We start from the raw sequence: 13,298 nt of genomic DNA on the forward strand, positions 1-13,298 counted from the left end.
TTATTTTATGCTTAGGCTATTTTAACGTTTTAGACGCACGCCGTGACGCTTTAATTCTAATTTGGCAATCATCGTTTTGTGCACCTCATCAGGACCATCCGCTAAGCGTAGTGCACGCGCTTGGGCGAAGAAACTTGGCAACATGGTATCTTGACAGACGCCCATACCACCATGAATCTGAATCGACATATCGACCACTTCTTGTAGTACGGTTGGCGCCACTACTTTAATCGCTGATATTTCAGTCAAAGCCGCTTTGGTGCCTTGGCTATCCATCTTTTGCGCCGCATATAGGGTCAATAGACGTGCTTGGTCAATCTTGATACGTGCCTCCGCAATGCGCTCAAGGTTGCCGCCTAATTGCAACAAAGGCTTACCAAAAGCGGTGCGCTCAGTGCCACGTTTAATTGCCAGCTCAAGTGATTTTTCGGCCGCGCCTATACAGCGCATACAATGATGAATACGTCCTGGCCCTAATCGACCTTGGGCAATCTCAAAACCCATACCTGGTCCGCCGATAAAGTTTTCAATCGGTACACGTACATTATCAAATCTAACTTCGCCATGACCATGCGGCGCATCATAATCACCGAATACTTTTAGCATGCGCTCAATGTTGACGCCTGCGGTTTTGGCAGGGACGAGTACCATAGAGTGCTGATGATGACGATCTTGCTCCTCGTCTGGTGTATGTGCCATGACGATGAGCACATCAACCGCAGGATCGCCTAGACCTGATGACCACCATTTGCTCCCGTTGATGACGATCTCATCACCATCGACAACAGCAGTCGCCTGCATATTAGTCGCGTCACTTGAGGCCACCTCAGGTTCGGTCATACAAAATACAGAGCGAGTTTTGCCCTCTAATAATGGCGTAAGCCACTTATCTTGCTGATCGGTACTGCCATAACGCCATAATAATTCCATGTTGCCACTATCAGGAGCATTACAGTTAAAGACATACGGCGCAAGCAAACTGCGACCTGTCAGCTCCGCAATTGGCGCATAGTCTGTTACAGACAAGCCTGCACCTAAGGTATCATCAGGCAAAAACAAATTCCAAAGACCTGCCTCGCGCGCTTGTTTGCGTAGGCTCTCGTATTTTTCGGGCCATTGCCAGTTTTTCCAGTTGCCATCTGGGTTTTGCTCATGGCAGTCGTGCCAAAACTCTGCCTCTATTGGCTCGATATGAGTGGCAATAAAGTCTTTAACTTGGTTATGCATCTCTTGACCGTGCTCACTGACGGCAAACATAGCCTTGGCTGTCGTTGTTGGTTTTTCTGTAGACGTTGTTGGCTTTTCTGTAGACATAATTATTTCCTTTTTCCTTGTGACGCATTATTTATGCAGGTTGTTTATGTAGGTTTAGAGTTTGGTGTACGTACGTTTACTCTTTTTGATATGCTACATTTATAACATAGGCGCTATCAATAAACAGCAAAAAAGGCGCGACCGACTAGGACACGCCTTTACAAAACATACACAGTTAATGATGCTACTAGAGCTACTTTAAAATATTTAAGCGCTGATTGAGATCAAAACGCATGAGTGCGTCAGGCAATTTATCGATTGCCATTGTAAGGGTTGCTTCAGCCGCCTGCGCTAAACCTAGCTTCTCTGCCAATGTAGGCTTTTGACGAGAGTGTAGCGCGTAGACTTCATTGTCCTTCATCAGCTCAAGCAAGTAGCTGTCTGAGGTTTGTAGGCTATCAATGAGGTTAAGCTCGATTGCATCTTCACCATACCAGTGCTCACCTGTCGCTACTTTTTGTAGATCCAATTTTGGACGATAAGTGGTCACAAAATGCTTAAATAACTCATGAGTTTGCTCAAGCTCTTGTTGATATTTGGCGCGGTCTTCGTCGTCATTTTCACCAAATACAGTCACTGTGCGTTTGTAGTCACCAGCAGTAAACATCTCGTAATCGACGTCATGGTTTTTAAGCCATTTATGAAAGTTTGGTAATTGCGATACCACACCGATAGAACCGATAATGGCAAAGGGCGCAGCGATAATTTTGTCTGCAACGCAGGCCATCATATAGCCGCCACTTGCCGCCACTTTGTCCACACAGACGGTCAATGTCAAACCAGCGTCCTTTAGGCGAGCCAATTGCGCTGCTGCAAGACCGTAACCATGTACCACCCCGCCTGGCGACTCTAAACGTATAACGACCTCATCGCCTTTATTCGCCGTGCTGATAAGAGTGCTAATCTCTTCACGTAGATGCTTGACAGCGCTGGCTTTAATATCGCCATCAAAATCTAATACAAAGACTTGCGTGCTTTTATCAGCATCTTTGTTTTTCTTCTTGGCTTTTGATTTTGCATTTAGCGCTTGCTTAGCTTTTTTTGCCATGTTTTTTTTAAGTAGCTTGAGTGCCGCTTTGCCTTGCGTGGCTTCCATGAGATCTTCGCGGCGTTGTTCTTGTGCTTTATTAAGGTGGCGAACTTTGAGCTCGACAGGGTTTTTGGGTGGATTAAATAGCATGAACAGTGTTCCTTTTTATAGTATAGATAAGCTTATGATATTTTGGTTGATAGGTGTGTTTGATTGATAGCTATGAAGTCATTCTGATATGAGCGCATAACTGCTGGTTTTCAAGACAAGTGCATATATTTATCTCGCTACTTCTACGGTAAATGACGCAAGTTTGAACCATTAGCCTTTATCGTCACGAGTAGATTGTCGCATCAGAGTTGTATAACAAAAACACATTAGGCATAATATGCGTTTGCACAAAACTTTCTACTACTAGCGCTACGGCTACTTATTTATGAGCCGTTTTAGTTGTGCTGACTCCCTTATTAGCTAATAATCCCATTTTTAGCACTATTGCCTTTGAATTGACTTGATAACTGGATAACTAAATATTATGACACAGAGCACTATGACGCACAGCGGCTACCGAGACGAATACTGCGGCGCCGTAACAGAGAGCTTACTTGAGCAGACCATCACTATCGTAGGCTGGGTACATCGTCGTCGTGATCATGGTGGCGTGATTTTTTTAGATATGCGCGACCGCGCAGGTATATTGCAAGTCGTCGTCGATCCTGATACGCCAGAAGCCTTTGCTACCGCAGATGCGGCTCGACCAGAGTATGTCCTCAAGATTACAGGACGCGTGCGTCGTCGTTACGAAGGTACTGAAAACGCCAATATGACTAGCGGTCAAGTTGAGCTACTTGGTAAAGAGATTGAAGTACTAGCCAAGTCTGAAACGCCGCCATTCCCGCTAAATGATGAAAACACGACCGTATCTGAGGATCTGCGTCTTAAGTATCGCTACCTGGATATGCGTCGCCCGCAAATGCAAGAGCGCATGGTATTTCGCGCCAAAGCCACCTCAGCGATTCGTCGTTATTTAGACGATCATGGCTTTTTGGATGTTGAGACGCCTATTTTGACTCGTGCCACCCCAGAGGGTGCGCGTGATTACTTAGTACCGTCACGTACGCGTCCGGGCAACTTCTTTGCTTTGCCGCAGTCGCCGCAATTATTTAAACAACTATTGATGGTGTCAGGCTTTGATCGCTACTATCAAATCGCCAAGTGTTTCCGTGATGAAGATCTGCGTGCTGATCGTCAACCTGAATTTACTCAAGTGGATATCGAGACTTCTTTTTTAGACGAAGAAGAGATCATGACCATCAATGAAGGTCTTATCAAACACGTTTTTAAGACGATGATGAATATCGAGCTTGCTGATTTTCCGCGTATGACTTACGAGGAGGCCATGCGTGACTATGCGTCAGACAAGCCTGATCTGCGTATACCCCTCAAACTGATCGACGTTGCAGACTTGATGCAAAGCGTTGACTTCAAAGTATTCTCAGGTCCAGCAAATGACCCAAAAGGTCGCGTAGCCGCTCTACGTATCCCAAATGGCGCGTCAATCAGCCGCAAGCAAATCGATGCGTATACCAAGTTCGTGGGTATTTACGGCGCACGTGGTCTGGCTTATATCAAAGTCAATGACGCAAACAACATAAACAATGGCGTCGATAAAGAGTCAGGTTTGCAGTCCCCTATTATCAAGAACATGACCGATGACGTTCTTGCTAGTCTGGTTGAGCGTACTGGCGCTGAGAGTGGCGACATTATCTTCTTTGGTGCGGACAAAGCCAGTACGGTCAATGATGCGATGGGCGCACTACGTCAAAAGATCGGTCTTGATCTTGAAATGCAAACTTGTGAGTGGGCGCCGCTCTGGGTCACAGACTTCCCTATGTTTGAGCAGACAGACGATGGTCGCTGGACGTCAATGCATCATCCGTTCACTAAACCTAAAGGCTCTGTTGAAGAATTGAAAACCAACCCAGAGTCAGCGCTCTCAATCGCCTACGATATGGTGCTAAACGGTACTGAAATCGGCGGTGGTAGCCTACGTATCAATACACTTGAGATGCAACAAGCGGTGTTTGAAGCGCTAGGAATTGATGAACAAGAGGCTGAAGATAAATTTAGCTTCTTACTCGACGCGCTTAAGTTTGGTGCGCCGCCGCATGGTGGTCTCGCGTTTGGTCTAGATCGCCTGATTATGCTTATGGTAGGCGCAAGCTCTATCCGTGACGTCATTGCCTTCCCAAAAACTAAGACAGCTGACTGTCCATTGACCGAAGCACCAGCGCCTGTAGATCCTAAGCAGTTACGTGAGCTTGGTATACGCCTGCGTGAAAAAGTTCAGGCAGATACGGATAGACCTGCTCAATAGGGATTTGAGTCAAAACCACTACAATGATGTCAGGTTATGTGAACGCCTATGAATCCATATAATCTTTTTAAGTTCGTGCCGCTACCTGTACTACAAGTAGTGGCGCGCGCTGCTACATCAGTGGTTGTGCGATTACCTAAGACAAGTATCGTCCGTACTATCAAAATTAATATGGCACTAATAACGCCTGTGCCAGATAATTTGGACAAAAAAGTATCTGTTAAAAAAATAGTTCGTAATCAGTTTTTAGGGAGTGTCGAATCTATCAAGTCTTGGGCGATGCCTCCAGAATGGAGCATTGCTCAAATTGTAGAGGTTCATAATAAAGATATCTTCCTACAAGGACTCGCTAACCCTAATGGTATGCTCGCTATCGTACCGCATTTAGGTACGTGGGAGATGATGAACGCCTGGCTCAATCAGTTTGGCGCACCGACCATTATGTACAAGCCTGTCGAAAACAAGCGATTAAACGACTTTATATTACAAGGACGTGCGCGGCTTAATGCCAGCCTAGTGCCTACTGATGCTAGCGGCGTCAAAGCTGTCTTTAAGACGCTAAAACAGGGCGGCTTTAGTATTATACTGCCCGACCATGTCCCAGACCCTTCAGGCGGCGTTATTGTGCCGTTCTTTGGTATTGACACTCTAACGAGCACCCTTGCACCCAAGCTTACCAGCAAAACCAAATGCGCTTTGGTAGGACTAGCTTGTATCCGCCGTAATGACAGACGTGGCTTTGATATCTACTGCTACAAGCTTGATGATCCAGACTTATATAATCGCGATGTTAAGGTAGCCACTCAAGCACTTAACCAAGCGATGGAGCGTATGATACTCGATAACTTTAGTCATTATATGTGGGGTTATCGGCGCTTTAAGCGTATACCAAATCTAGGCAATCCTTATCGTAAAACCAAGACAAAACTGGCCAATTTTATCAACGCCAACCGAGCAGTGCTTGACGATCCCACATTCAATACTCCCAAATAGTCAATGATTTTATACCTGATAATACGAGTACACTATGGCACCTGATACCTTTAATTCGCTGTCTACTAACTCGTCTAAGCATCATATGAATGCCGAGCCACGCTATATCATTTGTATGAAATGGGGCGATAAATACGGTGCCGAGTACGTCAATCGCCTCTATAATATGGTGAGCCGTCATTTGACCTTAGACTTTCAAATGGTTTGTCTTACCGATGACAGTACTGGTATTGATCCAAATATCAAATGCTACCCAATTCCTGAGATGGACTTGCCACCAGGGCCTGAGCGTGGCTGGAAAAAACTGACCACTTTCAAACCTGAGCTGTATGACCTAAAAGGGGTTGCGCTGTTTTTGGATATTGATATTGTTATCGTTGATAATATCGATAGCTTTTTTACTTATGAATCCAAATATGATGATAGCGTCGTTATTATCCGCGATTGGAAAAAGCCATGGCGGATGATTGGTAATAGTTCTGTTTACCGCTTTAAAATTGGACAGAACACATACCCTAATCTGCTCAGTAACTTTGAGCATAATTTTGATACTATCCGTACCCAAGTTCGTCATGAGCAAGCCTATCTATCCAACTATCTGCGCGAGCATCATCATTTAGAGTATTGGCCTAAAGAGTGGTGCGTCAGTTTTAAATATCAATGCATTGCCCCTATTCCTTTGAACTTCGTACGTGCGCCTAAACTCCCTGATAACGCCAAGATCGTTATATTTCATGGGGAAATCAATCCGCCCGATGCTATCGAAGGCGGTAGCGGCAAATGGTATCGTCATGTCAAGCCTAGTCCTTGGTTACAAGAGTACTGGCAGTAATGCTATAGGAGAGAACATGACACCGTACAATCAGACGCCTATAGATATCGTTATTGCCTGGGTAGATGGCGACGATCCTGTACTTAGACAAAAAAGGGAGCAGTATAAAGCAGGGATATCTATTGCTTCAGATGCTGCCAGCTCGACACGTTTTGCCAGTAATAATGAGATATATTACAACATTGCCTCTATTATCAAGTATGTGCCGTTTTGTCGTCATATCTATATCGTCTCAGATAATCAGCAACCTGAATTTGTCGATGAATTTGCGAAACAAGGTATTTGTGAGAAGGACAAGATACGCATTGTAGATCATAAGGATATTTTTAGGGGTGTTGAGCAGTACCTACCCACCTTTAATACACGATCAATCGAAACGATGTTGTGGAATATCCCAGATCTGTCAGATTATTTTATCTATATGAATGATGATTTTTTCTTTAATCAGCCAGTGGCTATAGATGACTTTTTAGATAACAATAATATTATTATCCACGGTCATTGGCGCAAAAATGCGCCCTTACTTGTCAAACACAGCTACCGTACTGCTTTAGCTAAATTGACCAAAAAACCTATGCAGCCTAAACATACTACGGCGCAGATGCTAAGTGCTCAAATAGTGGGTATGACCGAGTTTTTTGAAGTGCATCATTATCCTCATATTGTCGATAAAAACATCCTGAAAAACTATCTATTAAACAACCCAAAACTGTTAGATGAGCAAACCAAATACAAGTTTCGAGACGTCGCGCAAGTGAACCCTATTACGCTAATGAATCATCTAAAGATTCAAGCTTGTGAGGCAGTACTTAAACCTCAAGCAGCCGTCAATTATCTTAAAAATAAAAATAGCGTTGAAGATTTTATTCTGAGCCTAGATAACAACTCAATCAAATACGGATGTATACAAAGTTTGGATATGCTCGATAGCGACTCTTATAATACTATTAGTCACGCGATGGTAAACAAACTCTCAGAGTATCTGCCGTCATCGTTGTTTTAGATCGTTTAGAACCAACCAACACTATCTATCGACAACTACGCGCTTAAACTATATACAAAACCCGCTCTAGGAGACTTTATGAAAATAGCAGTAGTCGGTACCGGCTATGTCGGTTTATCAAACGCGATGCTCCTCGCTCAGCACAATACTGTCGTTGCTGTTGACGTGGTGCCTGAGAAAATCGACTTACTCAATGCCAAGAAGTCACCTATTGAAGATCAAGAGATTGAAGATTTTTTAGTCAACGAGGATATTAATTTCACCGCAACCCTTGATGCCAATAGCGCTTATAAAGACGCGGACTTCGTTATCATCGCTACTCCTACCGATTACGACTCCAAGACCAATTACTTTAATACTCAAAGCGTTGATACTGTCATAAACGCGGTGCTCGCTGTCAATCAAACGGCTTTGATTGTTATTAAATCAACGGTACCAGTTGGATATACAAGTGAGGCAAGAGAGCGTTATGCAACCGACCATTTGATATTCTCTCCTGAGTTTTTGCGAGAAGGTCAAGCGCTCTATGACAATCTCTACCCTTCTAGAATTATCGTTGGGGGTCAGTCTGAACGCGCTCAGCAGTTTGCTAATTTGCTTTTACAAGGCGCTATAAAAAAGGATGTTCCGCAGCTATTTACTAATTCTACTGAAGCGGAAGCGATCAAACTATTTTCTAACACCTACCTTGCCATGCGTGTAGCCTACTTTAATGAGCTTGACACTTATGCTCAGACGTTTGGACTAGACACCAAACAGATCATCGAAGGCGTAGGCTTAGATCCGCGAATTGGCAATCACTATAACAACCCCTCTTTCGGCTATGGCGGCTACTGCTTGCCCAAAGACACCAAACAGCTACTCGCCAATTATGACGAAGTGCCAAGTAACTTAATCAAGGCGATTGTAGACTCCAATAGAACGCGCAAAGACTTTATTGCTGATGCTATTTTAGCAAAAAATCCAAAGATCGTTGGCGTGCATCGTCTCGTGATGAAAAGCGGCTCCGATAACTTTAGAGCCTCAGCGATTCAAGGTATTATGAAACGTATTAAAGCAAAGGGTATCGAAGTGGTCGTGTATGAACCTGTATTAGAAGCAGATGAGTTCTTTAACTCAAAAGTGATCAAAGAATTAGAAACCTTTAAAGCGATGAGTGATGTGATCGTTGCCAATCGCTTATCTGCTGATATTGAAGATGTCGCGCACAAAGTATTTACCCGTGATTTGTTTGGGAGCGATTAATGAAAATTTTGGTTACGGGCGCAGCGGGTTTTATTGGTTTTCATGTTATTAAAGCCTTGTTACAGACGTCTTCGTTAGATAAAAACTACTGTATCGTAGGTATCGATAATCTCAATGACTATTATGATGTGGATTTAAAAAAAGAGCGTTTAAGAATATTAGGTGAGATAGCATTGCCAGACACATTTACGTTCATCAAGTTAGACCTTGCTGATCGCGATACCATGTCTGAGCTTTTTTCAACCCATCAATTTGATACCGTTGTTAATTTGGGTGCTCAAGCAGGCGTACGCTACTCTATCGAAAACCCTAATGCTTATATTGATTCAAACGTGGTTGGATTCGTTAATATATTAGAGGGTTGTCGTCACTATGATATCAAGCACTTAATCTACGCCAGTTCGAGCTCCGTATATGGTATGAATATCAAGCAACCATTTACCACCGCTGACTGCGTTGACTTTCCTATCAGCTTGTATGCGGCTACAAAAAAATCAAACGAGCTGATGGCACATAGCTATAGTCATTTATACAATATCCCTACCACAGGTCTACGCTTTTTTACGGTTTACGGCCCTTATGGTCGACCTGATATGGCTTACTTTTCATTTACCAAGAAGATTTTGGCTGGTGCACCCATTAACGTCTTTAATAATGGTGTAATGCAGCGTGACTTTACCTACATTGATGATATTGTCAAAGGTATTATTTGCATTATTGATAAAGCACCCTCGCCCCAGCATTCTACTGTCACCACAGCAGCTGCCCCCTATAAGATTTACAACATTGGTAATAATCAGCCTGTCACTTTGCGCCGTTTTATTACTGCCATTGAAGATGCTTGTGGTAAAAAGGCACAGGAAAACTTATTGCCCATGCAAGCAGGCGACGTACCGATTACTTACGCCGATATAGATGAATTGGTAGAGGATATCGGATTTAAGCCTGAAACCAGTATCGAAGAAGGTATCAAACAATTTGTCGATTGGTACAAAGCCTATTATTTAGGCTCAGTATAATATAAATGCTTGCTCATAGGATTCTATTATTTCTATCTGATACTTTGTACGAAATGAAGATATTTCTCAGCGATTTTAGCAGGTAAAAGCGCCTCATCAAAAGGCGCTTGGAATTGTTTTGGATTTTCCATAGCTTGACTAAGTTTCCTGGCGATAGCATCAACATCACCCATTGGCATCAGATTTTTCTGAGGCAATAATTCACTTGGACCTGATGGGCAATTGGTACTTATAACGGGTGTGCCTATAGCTAATGCTTCAGGTATTACTAATGGGCATCCTTCCCAATCAGAGGTTAGCACTTTAAATTGTGCATATTTGATATATGGGAAAGGATTTTCTTGAAATCCTAGAAAAATTACCTTTTCCTCTAATCCTAAATCTATAACTAGTTGTTCTATGTCGTTTTTGTATTTTCCTTGACCTAAAAGCAACAGCGGCATAGATTGATTAGTTTTTGCGTAAGCCTTTACTAATAAATCATGCCGCTTTGCATCTTTGAAACTACCCACATGAATGATGTAGTTTTGATACTCAGGAACGAAAGCATTAGCTTGTTCTTGAATACTCTCTTTATCAATTGGATTATGGATTGCAGTGGTTGGCGTAATTTGACCGAAGCTTTTTATAAAATCCTTCTCAGCACCTTGACTAACACATATACAAGGATGCTTTGAATAAATTTTACTAAACTTTATTTTTTTCTCGTGATTATCTTTTATATTAAAGCCATACAATGATGACAGAGTATTGTGGATAACATAGGTAATATTCGACAAACGACTGTAACTTAAAATACTATCAGCACGATCAAGGTTGGATATGATAAGTTCTGGCTTTCCAATTTTCTTTGATATGTACCGATCGACTACATATGCAAACACTCTATCACGACGGTCTAATTTTGGTATGAGTTTGAAATTCTTAAACTTTAGCATGTGATAGTTTAAATTTGGATTGAGACTGAACTCTACTTGAGGTTTAAATGTTAAAACATGAACTTCATAGCCTAAATCATGGAACCCTTGTCCTAGAGTCAATACTACACGTTCGGCACCACCACCTTTCAAAGAATTAATAACCAATAAGATTTTACTTTTTTGTTTTTTGATAAAATATTTTTCCATATTGTTATTATAACCTCTCACTTTTACTTTCTTATTACTTGGGTATTCAAAAAATATAGTTTTAAAAATAGGTTGTTCCGCTACAATTATAACGTTTTGAATAATTTCTCATAACATCAATGAAAACAAGCGCGATTTTTTTTGAATAACGCTCAAACCTAAATATACTTATTTCTTTTGATTGTATTTACATTCATTCATTTATCAACATGTTATAACCATTTACTAAGACGTTGAATAATCAATATACTGTTGAGCAATATTCTTAGGCAGAAAACTTTCATCTAAACCCACTCTGAAAAATTGTGGATCAGCCATTAATTCTGTTATTTTGATTGCTAAAGCATCGATATCGTTTACAGGCACCAGACTACTTGCAGGTAGCATCTCACTTGGCCCTGATGGACAATCAGTACTTATTACTGGCGTATCTAAAGTTAATGCTTCTGGTATGACTCTCACAAATCCTTCAAAACGTGAAGATAAAACTAGTCCTCTTGCATTTTTCATATATGGATAGGGGTTTTTATTGAACCCTAAAAAAATTACTCTATCGTCTATTCCTAAGCTTTTAGCTAATGCTTTAGTTTCATCAAATATTTTACCCTTACCTAGCAATACTAAAGGATAAGCCATAGATGATTGAGCATAAGCTTTCAACAAAACATCGTGAGCTTTTTGGTATGTAAAGCTACCCACATGAACTATATATTGATTTGGCTTAAGTACACTATGAGGCGTACTATACGACTCATTGCTCATCTGTTTAATCAGCTGCTTATCAAAAGGGTTGTAAATCGTTGTACTAGTGATATGCGGTCCTAGCCTTGCCTGTAAGTCATTTTCCACACCCTTCGAAACACATACGCAAGGATGCTTCCTATAAATATGCTGTAGCTTGCTAATTTTATTTTCTAATTTATTACTATCAGTTAGTTTGAACTTATTAGAAATATTATTTCTAATAATGTACATGATATTGGGTAATTTACTATAAACCATGACTCTATCTGATGGTTCTAAATTAGATAATACAATGTCTGGCTTTCCGATTTTTTTCTCAATAAAGTTATCGATAGCACGCGCAAACAGCTTATGTCGAAAGCGCTCATTAAGAATTAACTTATAGGGTTTAAATTTAAGCAGATGATAAACAAGGTTAGGATTTAAATCATACTCTGTAAGAGACTTGAACCTTAAAATATGCACTTTATAGCCCAATTCATGAAAGCCTTGCCCCAAAGTTAATACAGAGCGCTCTGCTCCACCTCCTTTTATGGCGCTAATAATCAGTACTGCTATTTTATCAGTGCTCTGTTTCATGATGTATGACCTACTACTGTATTAGATATTGTTATGGTTTTAGAGTAAAAATTTAAGGTTCAAACTTATTCTTTCCAATATTTCTCAACCCACCCTACTGGCAAGATAAAATGACGCAAGTGACGTAGCGGTCTTTTTAGATTTTTGGGCTCAGTTAATCTTTTTAAGTGATCTTTGGCATTGTTAGCAGCATTTTTATTATATCTACCTTCGATCGCATGTGTAGGATATAAGTCGCCAGGGAAAATAACGATGCGAGCGCCTTTAGGAATCTTTGGCTCTTTGATGTAGTTAAGTGGGAACGGTTGACGACATTTGCGTCTAAAGTGCGCAACCCATGCCTTTGGAAACAGCTTGACACCGCCTGGCGCATTACGAGTGACGAAGCGCTGCTCAAAACGATACTCATCAGCGATACCTTGTGGATCAGCTTTGAATTTTTCTTGTAGTGAGACAAGCGACCCTACCTGAAAGCGGAAGCAAGAAGTCTGGCCGAGGCGCTCTAATGGGTTACTCGGGTTATAAGACAAAATAACATCGTCTGGCTCGCCGTATTCAAAGAAAGGATCGAGGCTATCTACTATAATCACATCCAAATCTACAAATAATACTGTCCCTGTCAAATCACCTAACTTCTCACCCCACAAACGTGATTTTGGCCACTTGCCAAGTGTATTGGTTGGCATGGTTACATCAAGTGGCGGCAATTCTTGGCATTCAATCTCTGGACGGACATCAGTCGTGTCATCGGTAAAGCAGACAAAGCGAAATGGCGGGGTAATATTGCGTGATACCATGCCGTATAGCTTATTGGCATAATGAGCACCGTATTTGGTACCCCATTTAATGCAGATAATTTGCTTAACATCATTATCTTGAGTTTTGTCTTTTGCTTTTTTGAACATAAAAAAGGCTCGCTTTAAATTTGGAGTAGATGATACGAATTTGCAGAGACATAGTGGTACATTATAAACCGCATCTTATCATAAAAAAAAGGCTGAACACTTATGTTCAGCTTTTATACTTTTGGGATAA

11 protein-coding genes are annotated in these 13,298 nt (G+C 41.5%); 6 read left to right on the plus strand and 5 right to left on the minus strand.

The features are described from left to right. Positions 1–21: 21 nt before the first annotated feature. Both ACR64J_RS06890 and sohB read right to left on the minus strand, forming a co-directional pair. Positions 22–1,257, minus strand: coding sequence for an acyl-CoA dehydrogenase family protein (locus ACR64J_RS06890; protein ID WP_435951041.1), 1,236 nt, complete (start codon positions 1,255–1,257; stop codon positions 22–24). A gap of 250 nt (positions 1,258–1,507) precedes the next feature. Further along, positions 1,508–2,494 carry a protease SohB gene (gene sohB, locus ACR64J_RS06895; protein ID WP_435948986.1) on the minus strand — a complete coding sequence of 329 codons (987 nt, stop codon included), beginning with the start codon at positions 2,492–2,494 and terminating at the stop codon, positions 1,508–1,510. A 400-nt stretch (positions 2,495–2,894) separates the two neighbouring features. Between sohB and aspS the strand changes: the two genes are divergently transcribed. From aspS to ACR64J_RS06925, 6 genes are all read left to right on the plus strand, one after another. Continuing rightward, positions 2,895–4,721, plus strand: a complete 1,827-nt coding sequence (gene aspS, locus ACR64J_RS06900) for an aspartate--tRNA ligase (RefSeq protein WP_435951042.1) — start codon at positions 2,895–2,897, stop codon at positions 4,719–4,721. A 48-nt stretch (positions 4,722–4,769) separates the two neighbouring features. Continuing rightward, a complete protein-coding gene (locus tag ACR64J_RS06905; protein ID WP_435948987.1) occupies positions 4,770–5,714 on the plus strand; it encodes a lysophospholipid acyltransferase family protein in 945 nt (314 codons plus the stop codon). Positions 5,715–5,748: 34 nt separating this feature from the next. Next, positions 5,749–6,546, plus strand: coding sequence for a glycosyltransferase (locus ACR64J_RS06910; protein ID WP_435948988.1), 798 nt, complete (start codon positions 5,749–5,751; stop codon positions 6,544–6,546). Positions 6,547–6,562: 16 nt separating this feature from the next. Further along, entirely contained in the window at positions 6,563–7,549 is a 987-nt protein-coding gene (locus ACR64J_RS06915) for a stealth family protein (RefSeq protein ID WP_435948989.1), read from the plus strand. Positions 7,550–7,627: 78 nt separating this feature from the next. Continuing rightward, positions 7,628–8,794 carry a nucleotide sugar dehydrogenase gene (locus ACR64J_RS06920; RefSeq protein ID WP_435948990.1) on the plus strand — a complete coding sequence of 389 codons (1,167 nt, stop codon included), beginning with the start codon at positions 7,628–7,630 and terminating at the stop codon, positions 8,792–8,794. After that, complete coding sequence (locus ACR64J_RS06925) at positions 8,794–9,813, plus strand: NAD-dependent epimerase (RefSeq protein WP_435948991.1); 1,020 nt, start codon at positions 8,794–8,796, stop codon at positions 9,811–9,813. Before ACR64J_RS06920 ends, ACR64J_RS06925 begins: the two co-directional genes overlap by 1 nt. A 32-nt stretch (positions 9,814–9,845) precedes the next feature. On the opposite strand, the gene ACR64J_RS06930 is transcribed toward ACR64J_RS06925, so the two are convergent. From ACR64J_RS06930 to ACR64J_RS06940, 3 genes are all read right to left on the minus strand, one after another. Continuing rightward, on the minus strand, positions 9,846–10,940 hold the full coding sequence (locus tag ACR64J_RS06930) for a glycosyltransferase (protein ID WP_435948992.1): 1,095 nt from the start codon (positions 10,938–10,940) through the stop codon (positions 9,846–9,848). Positions 10,941–11,165: 225 nt separating this feature from the next. Continuing rightward, the gene (locus ACR64J_RS06935; protein ID WP_435948993.1) at positions 11,166–12,263 is read right to left on the minus strand and encodes a glycosyltransferase; all 1,098 of its coding nucleotides are present in this window, start codon (positions 12,261–12,263) and stop codon (positions 11,166–11,168) included. Positions 12,264–12,328: 65 nt separating this feature from the next. Further along, positions 12,329–13,168 (minus strand): glycosyl transferase, encoded by an 840-nt coding sequence (locus ACR64J_RS06940; RefSeq protein WP_435948994.1) that lies wholly within the window; start codon positions 13,166–13,168, stop codon positions 12,329–12,331. Between the last annotated feature and the right edge of the window lie 130 nt (positions 13,169–13,298).

It is taken from the genome of Psychrobacter sp. DM8 (assembly GCF_051307025.1).
GTDB lineage: Bacteria > Pseudomonadota > Gammaproteobacteria > Pseudomonadales > Moraxellaceae > Psychrobacter.